This is a genomic window from Paenibacillus montaniterrae (assembly GCF_018403185.1).
GTDB classification, from domain to species: Bacteria; Bacillota; Bacilli; order Paenibacillales; family Paenibacillaceae; genus Pristimantibacillus; species Pristimantibacillus montaniterrae.
The window spans coordinates 37,668-54,574 of sequence record NZ_BOSE01000001.1 but is presented as its reverse complement, the minus strand read 5'-3'; the positions used below and the strand labels follow the sequence as shown (position 1 = coordinate 54,574).

Sequence of the window (16,907 nt, the reverse complement as noted above, 5' to 3'; positions counted from 1 at the left end):
TTAAGCTTGCAGCCAGTTGAAGTGGAAGGTTCCTTCTTTGTCTACACGCTTGAACGTATGAGCACCGAAGTAATCTCGTTGTGCCTGCAGCAGGTTAGCAGGAAGACGCTCAGAGCGATAGCTGTCGAAGTATGCCAATGCGCTGGAGAATGCCGGCACAGGAACGCCGTATTTAACAGCAGTTGCCACAACTTCACGCCATGCGGATTGATAGGATTCCACAATGTTTTTGAAGTATTCGTCAAGCAACAGGTTGCGAAGGTTAGGATCGCGATCATATGCGTCCTTAATGTTTTGCAGGAAGCGAGCGCGAATGATGCAGCCGCCGCGGAAAATCATCGCGATGTCGCCGTAGCGCAAATCCCAGCCGTATTCTTCAGAAGCAGCGCGCATTTGAGCAAAGCCTTGCGCATAAGAACAAATTTTACTTGCATAAAGCGCCTTGCGAATCGCTTCAATAAATTCAGCCTTGTCGCCAGTGAACTGAGGACGCTCTGGACCGCTTAGCACTTTGCTTGCTGCTACGCGCTCTTCCTTCATTGCAGACAGGAAGCGAGTGAATACAGATTCAGTAATGATCGACAATGGCACACCTAGATCAAGCGAGCTTTGGCTTGTCCATTTACCAGTACCTTTTTGACCAGCTGAGTCAAGGATAACATCAACCATTGGCTTGCCTGTCTCAGGATCATATTTTGAGAAGATATCGCGAGTGATTTCAATAAGGTAGCTGTCAAGCTCGCCTTTATTCCACTCTGTAAAAATCTCATGCAGCTCTTCAGTCGATACGCCAAGAACATTTTTCAACAGATCATATGCTTCGCAGATCAATTGCATATCTCCGTATTCAATACCGTTGTGAACCATTTTTACATAATGGCCCGCTCCGTCCGGTCCGATATATGTGCAGCAAGCATCGTCGCCAACTTTAGCAGAAATCGCTGTAAGAATCGGTTCAACCAGCTCATAAGCAGATTTTTGACCGCCAGGCATAATCGAAGGTCCTTTAAGCGCGCCTTCTTCGCCGCCGGATACACCTGTGCCGATAAAGCGGAAGCCTTGTGCTTCAAGCTCTTTGCTGCGGCGCTGCGTATCAGGGAAGTATGCGTTGCCTCCATCAATAATGATGTCGCCTTCAGAAAGATGAGGAGTTAGCGAATTAATTGTAGCATCTGTACCAGCTCCTGCTTGTACCATAATTAAAATTTTGCGTGGTACTTCAAGAGATTGTACAAATTCCTCAATGCTGTATGTTGGGACAAGGTTTTTGCCTTGGCCTTCAATTTCAGCCATCAACTCGTCTGTTTTCTCTCTGGAACGATTGTATACAGAAACTGTAAATCCACGGCTTTCAATGTTAAGAGCCAGATTGCGACCCATAACAGCCATACCGATAACGCCAATTTGTTGTTTAGACATTTGGTTTATTCCATCCTTCTTCTTTATTTTTTACAATAGCTATATTTTACTCCTTTTAATACAATAAGAAAACAGTTCTCGATGAATTTGTAATGAATTTCTCATCACAATTATCAATTGCAGACCCAAGCTTCATTTATATCTCAATTGCCGCACAAAAAAACGAGCGAAATGCAATTCACTCGTTTTTTATCTATGCACAAGTTGAAAAAGAGTGGCCTCCGGTTTACATTTCAAGCTGCAGCATCTCGATGCGCAGTGTCTGTAACCGTTCTGTAATTTGCGCTATTTTAGTCTCGTCCTGTGCTGCAATTGCCTCATGCAAATTGCTTAACTCGTAGTCAAGCTCCATACGCAGCACGCCAATTCTCTCCTCTGCTCGTTTGGACTGAAAAGCTTGAATCATGTCTTCAAAGGTAACAAAAGGTTTTTTCTGATAAATAATACGATGCTCCATACCAGACACCTCCACCAATCGAATGATTTCGCCAAACATAATGTTTTCAATTACGATTTGGCGATCTTTGATTCTTTTCACCACTGCATGCCCACGAGAGTCATTAATTAGCTTTTCTAGCAGCTCGGATAATCGCTCATCCTTAATAATGTAATCCCCAACTATACGGTACCGCTGATTCACCTTTTCGAAGTGAAGCTTCACGAGCTTACGCCCCGTTCGAATTGACACGAGAAACTTTCCTTCTGTTTCACTCCAGTATAGAGAATACCCTTCCTGAATGAGCTCCCGTATCAAATTTTGGATTTGCCGCCGCTCGAAACGAAGCTCAAGGTTGCAATATTCTACTTCATAGTTTCTATTCACGGCAATCCCCCCTAAATTGAGTGAATTGGGAAATAGCCTAAATGTTCTGACTATTCCCCCTTACCTTTATCTTATACTTCATCTTATGTATTGGCAACTTGGTTTATTGACTATTTTTCTCCTCTTTCTGCAATCCTAATCGTAACCCGTAAAGTTTAAGGTTTTTTAATGGCAAAATGCGGACAGCCTTGCACAGCTATGTTATAATAATTATTAAATGATAAGATTTCTCAATAAATAAGGAAAGGACGTAAGCTATGACAACTAAAACAAAAACGGCTACTGGTTTTACGACAGATGATTTCGCAGTTTTTCAAATAGCTGGACTTAATGAACGAATGAACGGAATCGTGGAGCAAATCCGACCAAAGCTTCAGCGCATCGGCGAGCAGCTTGCAGCGGAAATTAGTCCTTCGGCAGGCAGCGAGATGTACCTTCATATCGCCAAGCATGCACGCCGCACTGTTAATCCGCCTAATGACACGTGGCTTGCCCTATGCGCCAACAAACGCGGCTATAAGGCACATCCTCATTTTCAGCTTGGCTTGTTTGACGATCATCTGTTTGTATGGCTGGCGCTTATTTATGAAGTGCCAGGCAAGCGTAATATTGCAACGGCCTACTTGAACGAGCTTGATGAGCTGATTTCCCTCGTACCAAATAGTTATGTCGTTTCGCTTGACCATATGAAAAAAGATGCGATCGCAGCGAGTGAGCTTGCAGCGGGTGATTGGCGCAACCTGCTGGCCCGCTTCCGCGATGTTGGCAAAGCAGAGCTGCTGATCGGCCGCCATTTGGCGCCAAACGATCCGATCGTCGCTGATGAGCAAGCGCTTATTCGCTTCGCGGCCGAAACCTATGAGCAGCTTATGCCGCTCTACAAAAAAGCGTGCCTCGCCTACGTCTAGGACCTTTGCTAGAATCGCATTTAGCAGAGCTGTGCACACAGTGAAATAGAAAAGCCTTTGGGGCGCCCAGAGCATCAGCTTTCACTGAGTTTCTGGACAGCCGCAAAGGCTTATTTTACAGGATTGACTTTCGGGCCGGCCTCGCGATCAGCCAGCTTGAATTGATACACGAGCAAAAGTGCAAGCAAGCACAGTGCTCCAGCAATGATGTACGGCAATGTAATAGAGAACGAAAACAACAGCGTGCCAATTAACGGGCCAGCAATCCGCCCCAGACTGTCCATTGAATTGCTAAGTCCGGATGCTACGCCGATGCCTACTCTCGTCTTCAATGTAATCAAAGACGTAATGCACGGTCTTGTAATCGCGTTGCCAATGCCGAATACAACAAGGGAAATCGTAGCCCAAGCCATTGAATGCGCATTAAGCAGCATAAAAAATCCAGCTGCAGAAATGATTAGTCCAACTACGATAAATTTGGGCTCTTGACCTGGCTTTACATATCTGCGAACAATACCGCCCTGCACGATGGCCCCCGCCAAGCCGCAGTATAAGAACATCAATCCTACTTGACCAGGCGTAACATCAAAACGCTCAATGCCGAAGAACTGCAATGTCGCTTCAATAAATGCTAGCGTGAAGGTAACGAAGAACGCAAGCACGTACAAATATTTTGAAACGCCCTCAAACGCCTTCCAGCGTGACACTCTAGGCTCGTCCTGCGCAGCGCGAACGCCTGTATCCTTCAAAATCATAAAAGCAAAAACAGCGGTGATCAGCGATAACGCGGCAGCAACATAAAACGGTGTATTTAAGGAAACTACACTTAGCATGCCGCCAATTGCAGGACCAATCATAAAGCCGAAGCCGATCGATATACCGACAAACGCCATTCCCTTCGTGCGCGTTTCTGCAGTTGTAATATCTGCAACATATGCGACAATGACCGAGGTTACAGCGCCTGAGAATAAGCCGCCGAGCGCTCTGGCGACATACATTAATAGCAAATTTCCAGCAACCAGGCCAAACATTAAAAAGCTGATGGAAAATCCGATCAAGCCTACAATAATAATGCTCCGTCTGCCTATCCGGTCAGACCACCCGCCCCATACAGGTGATAAAATAAATGATACAAGAGAATAAATTGCCAATATAGCGCCGTTATGTAGCTCAGCATTGCTTGAAGCCGTCTCCAAAATAATTTCTGGCATGACAGGAATGATAATACCAAAGCCCACAAACGTTGTCATAAGGATCGCCATGACGACTAGCATTCGTTTATCCATTTTTCATTATCCCTCCATTCATTTATCGTATCACATCTGTTCACAATCAACTATGAACTTTTCGTCACAAGTTTAGGTGTCATCACGCTTTTCGCTGCAAGCACTTTGCAAAAATGTATTGCATATCCGCTTGTTTTTGTTATACTCTATATGTTTGTACATCGGATGAAAGGCAGGGATGACAACGATGGATCATCATCGTACACCACTATTTACAGCGCTTAAGCATCATGCTTCGCAAAGCCCAATACAATTTCATATCCCGGGACATAAGAAAGGAATGGGCAGCGATCCCGAATTCCGTTCCTTTATCGGCGAAAATGCCCTGTCCATTGACCTTATCAACATTGCGCCGCTTGATGATCTGCATCAGCCTACAGGGGTAATTGAAGAGGCTCAAAAGCTTGCTGCGGATGCGTTTGGCGCTGACTATACGTTTTTCTCTGTGCAAGGCACGAGCGGAGCGATTATTGCTATGATTTTATCGGTTTGCGCTCCGGGGGATAAAATTATTATTCCTCGCAATATTCATAAATCGGTGCTGTCGGCGATTATTTTTGCCGGGGCTCGTCCTGTATTTATATCACCGGCACAGGATAAAAACCTTGGTATTGATCACGGCATTACGACGCGTTCCGTGCGACGTGCCCTGGAACGTCATCCAGATGCGAAGGCCGTGCTTGTCATTAATCCTACCTACTTTGGCATTAGCGCCAACTTGAAGGAAATCGTTGATCTCGTACACAGCTATCATATTCCTGTGCTTGTTGACGAAGCGCATGGCGTGCTTATTCATTTTAATAAGAAGCTGCCGATGTCAGCGATGGAGGCTGGCGCAGATATGGCTGCTACTAGCGTGCATAAGCTTGGCGGCTCCATGACGCAGAGCTCTGTACTGAATGTAAAAAAAGGACTTGTCAACCCGCAGCGCGTGCAGACGATTCTGAGCATGCTGACGACTACCTCGACCTCGTATCTGCTGCTAGCTTCGCTGGACACAGCTCGGCGCCAGCTTGCGCTGTACGGAGAGCAAATCGCCGATCAAGCGATTCAATTGGCGAATGAAGCACGGGAAGCGATTAATCAAATTCCTGGCTTATACTGCTTTGGCGAGGAAATCCTTGGTGACGAGGCGACCTATGACTATGATCCAACAAAGCTGACGATACATGTGCGTCACCTTGGCATTACTGGCTATGATACGGAAAATTGGCTGCGCGAGCATTTCAACCTCGAAATTGAAATGAGCGATATGTACAATATCCTTTGTCTGGTCACTTCAGGTGATAATGCAGAGTCGATACAAAAGCTTATTATTGCCCTAAAAACATTATCTGAAACGTATTTTGAAGGGGCGGAAGCGCGTGAGCTGATTGTAAAAATTCCTGAAATTCCTCAGCTTTCCTTAACGCCGCGCGATGCTTTTTATGCAGAAACCGAGGTTATTCCATTCAAGGAGTCGGCAGGACGGATTATGGCAGAATTCATTTATGTTTATCCGCCCGGCATTCCGATTTTGCTGCCTGGCGAGGTCATCTCGCAAAAAAATATCGACTATATTGTGGAGCATGTGGAGGTTGGCCTGCCGGTCAAAGGCCCGGAGGATCGCAACATTGAATTCGTCAAGGTTATCGTCGAGGAAAAAGCGATTTTTTAGCCTGAATATTACCATAACATGACATCATCGGCATTCAAGCTCAAAAGTTTGGATGCCGTTTTTTTTAGCAAGCTTGCAAATTTGAAAGGAGTGTGTTTGATATGACAGGAGTGAAGAAACGCCCTGCAGCTCTTTTTATTGCGTTAATTGGTATTATCATATTGTTTGATCTTACGCTTGCCAGGTCACAGCTGTTTGTGGAGGATATGGAGCTGCTATCCATTGCGATCGCATTGGACTTTGTCATCGTCATCCCGTTACTGCTTTACTTTATACATGTGCGCCGCCAGCGTAAAAATATGATCGCTGTCGCTCCATTCGCACTGCTCGGCTTTCTCGCTCTGCTGCTTATTCTTCCAAGTCCGGCCCATCATTTGCTGCAGCTTGTTGCATTGGTCATTATTCCGTTCGAGCTCGCATATGTCGTCTACATAGGCTATAAAGCTTCACGAATTTTCCGCAGCTATAAGGCAAACCTGATGCAGCTTCATTATCCTGTTGCTGCCTTGCGAAAAAGCATGACTGACGAAATCGGCAGCAATAGATGGACAGCCCTGCTTATTCATGAACTTACCATGCTTTATTACGCCTTTTTCTCTTGGCGCAAAAAACAAGCGGTTGCGCCACACACTGCGGCATTCAGCTATCATAAGGAATCGAATTGGCTTATTATCGTACTATTCGCCTGCAAGCTGCTCGTTCTCGAAGGCGTTTTGTTTCATATAGTACTGGCGCAATGGTCTCATCTCGTCGCATGGCTGTTTACGATAGGAAACGTCTATCTCATACTGCTGTTAATCGCTGATTTTCGCGCAATGGTTTTAAATCCGATTGCGGTAAGCAAGCACACGATTAAGCTGCAATACGGATTGCAAATGTCATGTGAGCCTAAATTGGAAAACATCGAATCTATATCGACGATCAAATTTGAGAAGCTGACAAATGAGCAGCTGAAAACATCTCTAGCGCCTCTGGCTACTGAAGCAAATGTGCTCCTTACATTGAAGGAGCCGATTGTCGCTACGGCGCTGTTCGGCAGCCAAAAATCTGTCCGCCATATTTATCTATTTCTTGATCAGCCGCAGCATTTCGTGACAGAGTGCCAGCAGCACATGCAGGTCGATCAACGATAACAAGAAAGGACAGCCGTTCATTTACTTCGTCTGCTTGCTTGCGCAAGGGCTACGAAGCTGCTGAACAGCTGTCCTTTTTATCGCGAGTCGAATAAGCCTGCTGCCTATTCACCGTTTTCTGCACGTGCGATTTCTTCATAAATCGCCTGCACACGATCCCACTCAGCATCATCATCGATGCCAACCAGGAAGGTTTCTTCTTCCTCTTCCTCAATGCGGAAAATAACGCCATCACGCTCAGGATCTTGACGATCAAGCAATACTGCATACATATTGTCTTCCGACTCAAATGTATACACCATCACCATTTCACGCTCTTCGCCTTCATCGTCCGCTATTATAAATACATGCTCCTCATGTTCATGATCGTGGTCTTGGTCATGTCCGCATCCGCAGTCGGGGCCGTGTTGATGTTCACTCACAGTCATTACCTCATTTCAATTGATTTATGTAAGTCATTACCATCCTAACAGAATGTGATCGGTCGGTCAAATTCTAAGTTGAGGTAATGATTTTCTCTGAAGTAAGCACCCAATCATCGCTAAATTCGGTTTGCATATAGCAGCGTATTGTGTATTTGCCTGTTGCGCTGAACCGATAGTTGGTCTCATCCGTAACAAACCAGTAGTTGTCGCGATTTTTATCAACCGGAATGCGTTGAATTACGGTCTCTTTCCCGCTTGGATCGGAAATCGTAAAGCGAACGGATTTCAGCTTGAACTGAACATCATCGACTTGCGCAAACACTTTAATTTTACCGCTAAAGCCCTTGGAAACCTCGCCAAAGGTCGTTTCCGAGCCGTTGCTGCTATTATAGACAAACATATGTACATTCGGTTGATAGATGTGCGCAGATTTGCTATTGGCGTCCCACTCGACAATCGCATTCAACGATTCGCCTAACTTGCGCAATGGCAAATAGGTTGTGTTGTCGATCATCGCCCCGATCTCTCCTAAATTCGCACCATTAACGAGCACCTTAATTTTCTGACTAGATGCATTAGCAAACGCAATAGTTGAGCACCATATCAAAACGACACAAAAAAACAGCATTGCTTTTTTCATTCCAAGTCTAACCTCCACTGTAAGCATTGTTACGTAATTAGACTTAAGTGCCATTAAAAAGTTGCGAATATAATGAAAAAAAATTAATGATTTTGCCCTTCTCTGCTGCCCAGTGTATAAATTTGTAAATTGAGAGTCCCGGCTTATTGAATCTCGTTCGAGCATTCGATACAATGCTAACAATGGCTATTTTGCCGAGCAGCAAATAAGCTCTGTTTTTGTGAGCCATATTACTGAAATGAAGCTGTAGTTATGATACATTTGATTTTGTCTATTGTGGGAGGAGGCTTCTATTTGAAAATTACGATGATTGGTACAGGAAATGCCTTTGCTAAAGCCTACTATAATAACAATGCACTTGTCGAAACCGAGCATATGAAGCTGCTGATCGATTGCGGCATTACGCTGCCCTATGCTCTGTATCAATCGGGAAAAACGTTTGATGAGCTGGATGGCATATTGATTAGCCATATTCATGCCGATCATATTGGCGGCTTGGAGGAGTTGGCTTTTCAAATGATGTATACCTACCATAGAAAGCCTGTATTATATATAGCCGAATCGCTAATTGAACCATTATGGAGCCAGTCGCTGCAGGGCGGTCTTGCTCAAGGAGAATTGAACTCGATCGATTGCTTTTTCCATGTTGTGGCATTGCAGCCGGATGTCGATGTTCAATTAGCTGAAGATTTGAAGGTACGGCTGCTCAAAACGGACCATATTCCCGGCAAAGACAGCTTTTCTTTCCTTATTAACGATCATTTCTTTTATTCAGCGGACATGGTTTTCAATCCCAGGCTGCTGTTGGAGCTGCAGGAAGCTGGTGTACATACCTTCTACCATGATTGCCAGCTGGAAAGCCCGGGGGTTGTGCATACTTCACTTGAGCAGCTGTTAACTCTGCCCCTAGAGCTGCAGCGAAAAATCAAGCTTATGCATTATGGCGACACAATTGGGAATTATATCGGTAAGACGGGAGAAATGACGATTGTTGAGCAAGGCAAACCGTCCATTATCGAATAAGGAGCTGATGATATGTCGCAGCATGAGGTTGTCGCTGTACGCCGCAATGCAGAAGGAAGCATCGTAGAATTTAAGCTTTCCTCAGGTGAGGTGGTCGATTACATTCGCGCACAGGAAATGGTTAGCAACGGCGAGATTAAGCATTTGCAGCTATTTAAAGGGCGTGACCATGAGCAGCATATTCGCTCTGTGCCGGATGGTATCGAAGAAAACAATTTAGACCAATTGCCAACCTTTTAGAACCTCTTCTTTTAATGTTATATGCATCGTTAAGGGCAGTCCGACGATCCAAAACGATCGGGCTGCCCTTCTCATTTATTTGGAATGCTGATTAATTAACTCCTTGCGCAAATTCCATAGCTTATCGCTTAGCACTACATGGTATTTTTCAGGATTAAGCTTGCGCAGCGTTTCCGGCCAAAACAGCTCAAGCTGCTGCTTGTGATAGGCTGCGATTTCCTTTACTGTCGGCAGCTCATATACAAGCTGGCCTTGCTTGTATATAGGCCGCAGCAAAGGCACTACCCGGTAATTTTCCACCTTGCGGCGGATAAATGGATGTGTCGGATCATAAAGCATTAGCGGCTCTGCGCTGTTCTCCAGCTGCTCATCATGCATCACGATATAATCAGCTTCCGCTTTGCCTGTAAGCAAGTTAATGATCCGGTACACATTCTTTTTGCCTGGTGTCGTTATTTTTTCCGGGTTGCCGGAAATTTTAATAACAGGCTCGTAGTGTCCGTCCGTTTCCTTGGCAACAAGCTTGTAAACCCCGCCCAAGGCAGGGTTGTCCGCAGCGGTAATTAATTTAGTACCGATGCCCCAGCTATCAATACGCGCGCCCTGCGCCTTCAGCTCTACAATAATGTTTTCATCCAAATCATTCGAGGCAACAATTTTCACATCAGGCAAGCCGGCATCATCCAACAGCTTGCGTGCGCGCTTCGACAAATACGCAAGATCACCGCTATCGAGTCTGATCGCCTTTAAGCGCTTGCCCTTGGCAGCCAGCTTTTTAGCTGTTTCTATCGCATGCGGCACGCCATCTCGCAGCGTGTCATACGTATCCACCAGCAATGTGACATCATCCGGCAGCGCCTCTGCATAGCGGTCAAACGCCTCCTGCTCACTTGGGTGAATTTGCACCCAGGCATGTGCGTGTGTCCCCTTCGCCTCCAAATCAAACAGCATGGCGGCACGCAAATTGCTAGTTCCGTGAAAGCCTACGATGCAGGCTGCACGAGCCCCCCAAATGGCCGCATCCGCTTCCTGAGCACGACGGGTACCAAACTCCAGCAATATATCATGCGGAGCCACCTGCTTGATTCTAGCCGCCTTCGTTGCAACCAATGATTGATAATTGACGAAATTAAGGATTGCCGTTTCAATAATTTGCGCTTCAAATATCGATGCCTCGATGCGCAATATCGGTTCATTCGGAAATATTAGCGAGCCTTCAACCGCCGCATAAATGTCCCCGTGAAATCGAAACTGCCGCAGCTCCTCAAGAAAAGCCAAATCATAATTTTCTTCCTGCTTGGCCAAAAATGCAATATCTTCATCGCTGAATCGCAAGTTTTCAATGTAGCGAACGACGCGCTCCAAGCCAGCTGCAACGGCAAAGCCATTGCCAAAGGGCAGCTTGCGAAAATATACATCAAACACTGCCTTTTGCACATGCGTACCATGCTTCCAGTGTGCGTACATCATATTAAGTTGATATTTGTCTGTGTGCAGCATTAAGTGCTGTTCTGTCATGCCTACTTCTGCTCTCCTTCTCGTAAACCCACATAAATGGTATTGCTCTTATTATGAATTGTTTTCATCAGAAGTCAATAAAAACAGAAAAGGATGGAGAGATTTCCCTCCATCCTTTCGTTGTAAGCATTGGACAATGCTTACGATCATTATGGTGTTGCCAGCTCTACCTTATAATCAGAAGAAACATAAGCATCTACAGAAACAGTGGAAATAACCTGCGGATACATTTTGTCCGGATCTGGATCAACCTGCTTGACATGAACGTAAGCAATATCACCTTCAAATTGAATCGAGCTGATTGCAATTCCGTAGCCCGGATGCGGCACAGTAGCGCTAACTGTTACTTTGTTAACATCCTCGTTAACCTTTTCGGTCACAAGCTTAACATCCTGCAACGCAGACTGCTGCTGTTGATTTTCCTGCTCCTCCAGACGCTCTTCTACAAATGTTACCGCTTTGTCCAGCCAGATCGCGGCTTCTTCACGCGTAATTGGCTTGGCAGGGTTAAAGTTTCCTTTGTCGTCAAGCTCAGCAAATTTCAGCAGCAACAGCTTTTGAATTTCACCCTTATACTCCTCTTTGCCTTCCTCTAAATCATTGTAGCCGACAAACATTTTAATAAGCGCGTAATCAACTTTATTGTCGACTTGCTTCATTAACAATGCTGCAAACTCCTCGCGGCTAATTGGCGCATTCGGATTAACATCCTTCGCGAATACAACACCGTTATGATAACCATCGATGAATGCTTGAGAATACCATTGGTTGTCCTTTACCTTCTCGTAATAATCACTTGCATTAGGCGCTTTAACGAATTGAATATGTGCCAGGCTCAGCTCAAACGCTTCATCCAGCAGCACCGCTGCCTGCGCATAGCTTAATTTATCATGCGGACGAAAAGCACCCTGTCCTTTTGCATCGCCTTTAATAATTCCGCGTTCCTTCAGGTGATTAATATGCTGTTCACCCTTCATCCCCTTAATGTCGCTGAATGCTGAAGCAACTGGCGTTAGCGCTAATACTGTAAGCAATGACAACGCTACAATTGCTGCACGTTTACTCTTCTTCACATTCATTCCTCCCTTATGATGTATTCATTTGCTTAAACGTACTTGTCTTCAAGATTGTTGCACAGCTTTGGCAAAAATGGGCTAAATTAATTCAAATGTCCTATGTCCGTAACAACATGCTTCTGATGCAGCAAAAAGCATTGAGCCTTGGGGAAGCTCAATGCTTTTCATGCTTGGCGTACAATTTTCACTTCATTTCATTCATCATTTCTTCGATATGCTTCGCTTCTAATAATTGAGAGATCGTAACAAATTGATACCCTTGCGCTGCTAGCTCGGGCAATATTATTTTTAACGCTTCTATCGTTTGATTTGAATTATGCACAAAATCATGCATGAGCACGATATCTCCATTACGAGCATTGTTTATAACTTTTTGGGCAATTTTTTTGACACCGGGGCGCTTCCAATCTTCTGTATCCTGATGCCATGACCACATCACCACTTTATACCCTTGCTCCTTGGCGGCGGCAACAACTCGATCATTATAGTAGCCTCCAGGCGGGCGAAACCATCCACCACTAACATGAGCTGCTTCTTGCAATTTTCGAGCAGTCATTTCAATCTCGCTGCTAATTTTTTGTTTTGACACATTACGATTAAACATAGCATGACTAAAGGTATGATTTCCTATTTCGTGTCCTTCATTAATTTCACGCAAAATAATGTCAGTATTTTTATCAATGCGATTTCCTACAACAAAAAATGTTGCCTTGGCTTCATATTGGTTTAACAAATCTAAAATTTGCGGTGTAATTTTGGGATGAGGGCCGTCGTCGAACGTTAATGCAATCATTTTCTTATGAATCGGTACTTCCCATAATATATCGCCGCGCTGCTCGTAATATTTTCTGTCATGAACCTCATTATACGACTCCAACACTTCACCCGGGTTTGAAAGTGTGAAGCTTATAAACAACAACAAGCATTTGCCTAGATGCTTTAACACGGTCATCTGCTCCTGTCCCTTATTTATCTTTTCGTTCTAATTAATATTTCTAACTTCAGGTGCTTTTAGTCAAATTGCTGCGCATATAATATGGGTAAAGCTAATGTAGAAAGGAATAAATCATGAACAAAAACAATAAGCGAAATTCCAGAGAAATTCAAATTGCAAAAATCGCATTGATTGGAGCAACGATTGCTACAATTGGAGACGGAATTGCTGCCTATGCAGCCGCTTTAACTTTGGATTTATTAGAGAACCCTGAAACAGAAACAAGAAACGCTCAAAGCAGTGAGCTTAAAACCGCCCAAGCCCAAATTGATTATTATATTAATGAGCTAATACAGGTTAGAAATTCACTTTAACTTGCTTTTATTATCCAACACGATAACCTGTCCCTCATTCGAGTTTTTTGCAATATGCTTCGTATGTTCAACTAATCGAAAAATATCATCACAGCATTGCTTTGCGCCTATAACTAATAATGGAACACCAATAAAATCTAATTTCAGTCCTCTGGAAAAAAATCCTCCAAAGGTCATGGGCAGCGGTACAGTTGGTGAGGTATTGGAGAAAATAATCGTTTCCTTGATTTCGTATCTGTTTTGCAACAACAAGCTTAGTTCTTTTAATGCCGGGACAACAAGCTTTGATGATTTTCTCCCTAAAGTGTATACAGGGTCCCCATTGTCATCAATTCCATGAAAAATAAGTTTTCCAGAATCCTTTTTCGTTAGTTTATTGAAAAATCTCACATTTAAAATTTCTTCTTTCGTCAGCTTCCTTTCTGACTGTGCGAGTTCCTTTAAATGATAGGCTGCCGCTAAAGATGTTGTATGCGTACCGCCGTAATCATTATAAATATAAATCATCCAACCACCCTTTATAATTTGTCCTGTCTAGTTTTAGCAGTTGATTCGTTTTTGATTCAAGTTCGTTTAAACGAGGCACATCACAAAAAGAATCCGCAGAAAAATCACGGATTCTTGAGTTACCTTTTAATACGATAACCAGGAGAAAGCATGTTGTTCGCATTGGGACCCGTCTCCAACAGGTCCCGGAGTAAAATAAAAGATTGGAGTTCAACCTGTTTGAACCATTCAGGATGAAAGGGGGGTTAATATTAAGCGAATTTCAGTGAATAATGCGCCATTAAGATATTGAGGACGTAGTCCAGGAGTCACCGTCAAACTTAACGTTAAATCTGCACTTTGAGTTAGGGTATCTACAATATTAAAAATTAACTCATTAGTTACTAGGGCATTATCAAAAGGATAAACTACATTGTATCCATTTGAGTTATCTACACCAGAAATTTGAAAATAAGGTACCCAAGTAGTGGTATTATTAGGCCACACTTTTATAGAGGTAAATAACTCTACTTTATATTTTTGTCCGTCAATGAGATCACTGCCAAAAGACTTCGAAAAAACTGTTTGCGCTGTGTTCTGAGTCAAATCTAGATTAAAATCAGGAAACGTATAGCTTATACCGAAACCGGCCATTCCGGTCGGACCTTGTGGACCTTGCGGACCTGTCGGACCTGCATTACCCTGTGGCCCTGTATCACCTTGTGGCCCTGTATCACCTTGTGGACCCGTATCGCCTTGCGGGCCTGTATCCCCTTGCGGGCCTGTATCCCCTTGTGGACCCGTATCGCCTTGCGGGCCGCTTGAACCGGTCTCTCCCGCTGGGCCTGTTGGACCGGTTCCTGACGGACCGGTGTCTCCTGTCGGACCTTTTGGTCCTGCTGGGCCTGTTGGGCCAATTCCGGTTGGGCCGGTTTCTCCTATCGGACCTGTTGGACCAGTATCACCTTTAAAGCCACTCTGTCCATTTAAGCCTCTTTGTCCTGTTGGACCTGTCGGGCCCGTTGGACCCGTCGGGCCAGCATCTGCTTGAAAACGCTCATTCTCATTTGACATGTAAACCATGCTCCTCTTTATAACAGCTCTCAACATTTGTCGAGGCAAGTGTAGCAATCTATGGAATAGAGTGTACATGTTATTAATATGAATGGTAATCGTTTTATGCTTGGGGGATTAGCTATCCATAAAATAAATGTGCGATTCTTCCTCAAATAATGGCCTTGAACGAAATAAGAAAAAACCTTGTAGTATATACAAGGGCTTTGAACATTCGCTATATGGTAGGACGGGCGGGGATCGAACCCGCGACTTCTACCCTGTCAAGATGGCTTTTTCCAATACCTGACATGGCATGCAATGCAGAAATGTTGATTTATCAAGGCTTCTAGCGTTCGTATGTTGTTCGCATTTGGACTGTAGTATATACAAAATACTGCAGTCCGTCCCCAATTTGTCCCCCAAATTTATAAGGAGAAATTGAATCCAAACATTAAAAATTCTATTCCTTCTTTTAAAAAAGAACCTTTCACAAATTCTTCTCTTCACCCATTTTTATAGCCCTCACATTCAAACTGCACATCCAACCCAACCCATTCGTAACGGTGAGATTGAAATAAGACTGTGTATACCTTGCGAACGGAATCGTCGCGTATGTCTCTCATGACTTTACACCTCTGTTACTTTTGATGCCATTATACAAGAACGTTCGTTCTGTTTCAAAGGATTAAGACTCATTGACGAACTTTCGTTCACATGTTACGATATAAAAAAGAACATACGTTCCTATTTCTTTTACTCAGTTATATTTAAATTAAAATCATCATAGCTATTAAATAGTTGTTAAATTATGTGAAATAGAACATGTGTTTGGAAGGTATTAGGTGTTTTTTGTCGAATTCCTCCTTATTAATTAATAAGGAGTTGAATTAACTATATGACTATAGCGCTAACCATAAAATGTAACGATGGTATGGTTATAGCTGCAGATAGCGCTACTACAATGACGCAAATGACACCAAATGGACCTGAAGTGCTTAATATATATGACAATGCGGCTAAAGTTTTTCACTTACATAAAGCAATACCTGTAGGTGCTGTCACTTGGGGATTGGGCAACATTGGCTTTTCATCGGTATCTACATTAGTTAAGGAGTTCAGAAAAAAGATAACAGACAACGGTGACATAAAAACTGAATCCTACACTGTAGAAGAAATAACTAGATTGTTTTATGAATTTATTTATAAAGAAAAGTATCAAAATTCCGGTTCACAAGGGAGTATGGGTTTTGTTATCGGTGGATACTCGTCAGATTCGGATTTGCCAGAAAAATGGCGAATTATCATTGATGAGCACGGAAATTGTGACGGTCCAGAGTTATTGGCTGATACAAACTCTTCCGGAGCATACTGGGCTGGGCAACCAGAAGCGTTAAATAGAATATTAAGTGGTTTTTCTTTTGGATTACCAGAAGTATTAAGACTCGCTGGTCTTCAGAATAATAAAATCCAAGAAATAATTGATCTATGTAGCAATCATTTAACTGCCCCAATGGTCACTCCTTCAATGCCTATTCAAGATGCAATAGATTTAGCCGAATACTTAATTGATACAACAATTAAGTTTGTAAAATACACTCCAGGTCACCAAACTGTTGGGGGCCCGATAGAAATTTCAGTAATTACAAGGTATGAGGGTTTTAAATGGATAAAACGAAAACATTTTTACGATACTAAAATTAATTGAGGGAGGCTGATCATTATGGGGTTTGTTCAATTCAATCAGAACGCAACATTGTTTTTCGCTGATACTCCGAAAAAAGAAGACATTGAAAAATCAAATGCTAAAGGAGCATCTTCGTTTTTCACTCCAAAAAAAGCTTCTAATTATGTAAAGTTAATTCAAGAAGGTAATTCAGACAAATTAGACAAAAAAGATAAGTGAATCATT

General features: G+C 43.5%; 18 protein-coding genes. 8 read left to right on the top strand and 10 right to left on the bottom strand.

Annotated features, from left to right (window positions below; genetic code table 11):
• Together gnd and KJS52_RS00330 are read right to left on the bottom strand one after the other, a co-directional pair.
• Entirely contained in the window at positions 1 to 1,419 is a 1,419-nt protein-coding gene (gnd, locus tag KJS52_RS00335) for an NADP-dependent phosphogluconate dehydrogenase (protein WP_213512611.1), read from the bottom strand.
• Between the two features lie 226 nt (positions 1,420 to 1,645).
• The gene (locus KJS52_RS00330) at positions 1,646 to 2,242 is read right to left on the bottom strand and encodes a YkzI domain-containing protein (RefSeq protein WP_213512609.1); all 597 of its coding nucleotides are present in this window, start codon (positions 2,240 to 2,242) and stop codon (positions 1,646 to 1,648) included.
• Between the two features lie 257 nt (positions 2,243 to 2,499).
• On the opposite strand from KJS52_RS00330, the gene KJS52_RS00325 reads away from it, so the two are divergent.
• The gene (locus KJS52_RS00325; protein ID WP_213512607.1) at positions 2,500 to 3,150 is read left to right on the top strand and encodes a YktB family protein; all 651 of its coding nucleotides are present in this window, start codon (positions 2,500 to 2,502) and stop codon (positions 3,148 to 3,150) included.
• A 110-nt stretch (positions 3,151 to 3,260) separates the two neighbouring features.
• Here KJS52_RS00325 and KJS52_RS00320 read toward each other — a convergent pair whose 3' ends face one another.
• Positions 3,261 to 4,436: an MFS transporter gene (locus KJS52_RS00320; RefSeq protein ID WP_213512606.1), complete on the bottom strand. Its 1,176-nt coding sequence runs from the start codon at positions 4,434 to 4,436 to the stop codon at positions 3,261 to 3,263.
• Between the two features lie 187 nt (positions 4,437 to 4,623).
• Between KJS52_RS00320 and KJS52_RS00315 the strand changes: the two genes are divergently transcribed.
• Positions 4,624 to 6,093, top strand: a complete 1,470-nt coding sequence (locus KJS52_RS00315) for an aminotransferase class I/II-fold pyridoxal phosphate-dependent enzyme (RefSeq protein ID WP_213512604.1) — start codon at positions 4,624 to 4,626, stop codon at positions 6,091 to 6,093.
• A 101-nt stretch (positions 6,094 to 6,194) separates the two neighbouring features.
• Positions 6,195 to 7,226 (top strand): hypothetical protein, encoded by a 1,032-nt coding sequence (locus KJS52_RS00310; RefSeq protein WP_213512602.1) that lies wholly within the window; start codon positions 6,195 to 6,197, stop codon positions 7,224 to 7,226.
• 104 nt (positions 7,227 to 7,330) lie between these two features.
• On the opposite strand, the gene KJS52_RS00305 is transcribed toward KJS52_RS00310, so the two are convergent.
• Both KJS52_RS00305 and KJS52_RS00300 read right to left on the bottom strand, forming a co-directional pair.
• Positions 7,331 to 7,654: a DUF1292 domain-containing protein gene (locus KJS52_RS00305; protein ID WP_213512601.1), complete on the bottom strand. Its 324-nt coding sequence runs from the start codon at positions 7,652 to 7,654 to the stop codon at positions 7,331 to 7,333.
• 67 nt (positions 7,655 to 7,721) lie between these two features.
• Positions 7,722 to 8,291, bottom strand: coding sequence for a stalk domain-containing protein (locus KJS52_RS00300; protein ID WP_213512599.1), 570 nt, complete (start codon positions 8,289 to 8,291; stop codon positions 7,722 to 7,724).
• A 252-nt stretch (positions 8,292 to 8,543) separates the two neighbouring features.
• Between KJS52_RS00300 and KJS52_RS00295 the strand changes: the two genes are divergently transcribed.
• Positions 8,544 to 9,314: an MBL fold metallo-hydrolase gene (locus KJS52_RS00295; protein ID WP_213512596.1), complete on the top strand. Its 771-nt coding sequence runs from the start codon at positions 8,544 to 8,546 to the stop codon at positions 9,312 to 9,314.
• 12 nt (positions 9,315 to 9,326) lie between these two features.
• Positions 9,327 to 9,554 (top strand): DUF3892 domain-containing protein, encoded by a 228-nt coding sequence (locus tag KJS52_RS00290; protein WP_213512594.1) that lies wholly within the window; start codon positions 9,327 to 9,329, stop codon positions 9,552 to 9,554.
• A gap of 75 nt (positions 9,555 to 9,629) precedes the next feature.
• On the opposite strand, the gene KJS52_RS00285 is transcribed toward KJS52_RS00290, so the two are convergent.
• The 3 genes from KJS52_RS00285 to KJS52_RS00275 form a co-directional block, all read right to left on the bottom strand.
• Positions 9,630 to 11,072, bottom strand: a complete 1,443-nt coding sequence (locus tag KJS52_RS00285) for a nicotinate phosphoribosyltransferase (RefSeq protein ID WP_213512592.1) — start codon at positions 11,070 to 11,072, stop codon at positions 9,630 to 9,632.
• Between the two features lie 149 nt (positions 11,073 to 11,221).
• Entirely contained in the window at positions 11,222 to 12,145 is a 924-nt protein-coding gene (locus tag KJS52_RS00280) for an S-layer homology domain-containing protein (protein WP_213512590.1), read from the bottom strand.
• A gap of 187 nt (positions 12,146 to 12,332) precedes the next feature.
• Entirely contained in the window at positions 12,333 to 13,100 is a 768-nt protein-coding gene (locus tag KJS52_RS00275) for a polysaccharide deacetylase family protein (RefSeq protein WP_213512588.1), read from the bottom strand.
• A gap of 116 nt (positions 13,101 to 13,216) precedes the next feature.
• Between KJS52_RS00275 and KJS52_RS00270 the strand changes: the two genes are divergently transcribed.
• Positions 13,217 to 13,456 (top strand): translation initiation factor 2, encoded by a 240-nt coding sequence (locus KJS52_RS00270; RefSeq protein ID WP_213512586.1) that lies wholly within the window; start codon positions 13,217 to 13,219, stop codon positions 13,454 to 13,456.
• On the opposite strand, the gene KJS52_RS00265 is transcribed toward KJS52_RS00270, so the two are convergent.
• Together KJS52_RS00265 and KJS52_RS27600 are read right to left on the bottom strand one after the other, a co-directional pair.
• On the bottom strand, positions 13,448 to 13,963 hold the full coding sequence (locus tag KJS52_RS00265; protein ID WP_213512584.1) for a DUF3189 family protein: 516 nt from the start codon (positions 13,961 to 13,963) through the stop codon (positions 13,448 to 13,450). The two genes, KJS52_RS00270 and KJS52_RS00265, sit on opposite strands and share 9 nt — an antisense overlap.
• A 228-nt stretch (positions 13,964 to 14,191) precedes the next feature.
• Positions 14,192 to 15,016 (bottom strand): collagen-like domain-containing protein, encoded by an 825-nt coding sequence (locus KJS52_RS27600; protein ID WP_281425527.1) that lies wholly within the window; start codon positions 15,014 to 15,016, stop codon positions 14,192 to 14,194.
• Between the two features lie 877 nt (positions 15,017 to 15,893).
• Here KJS52_RS27600 and KJS52_RS00255 point away from each other — a divergent pair.
• Together KJS52_RS00255 and KJS52_RS00250 are read left to right on the top strand one after the other, a co-directional pair.
• Entirely contained in the window at positions 15,894 to 16,703 is an 810-nt protein-coding gene (locus tag KJS52_RS00255; protein WP_213512582.1) for an Ntn hydrolase family protein, read from the top strand.
• A 15-nt stretch (positions 16,704 to 16,718) separates the two neighbouring features.
• A complete protein-coding gene (locus tag KJS52_RS00250) occupies positions 16,719 to 16,901 on the top strand; it encodes a hypothetical protein (protein ID WP_213512581.1) in 183 nt (60 codons plus the stop codon).
• The last annotated feature ends 6 nt before the right edge of the window (positions 16,902 to 16,907 follow it).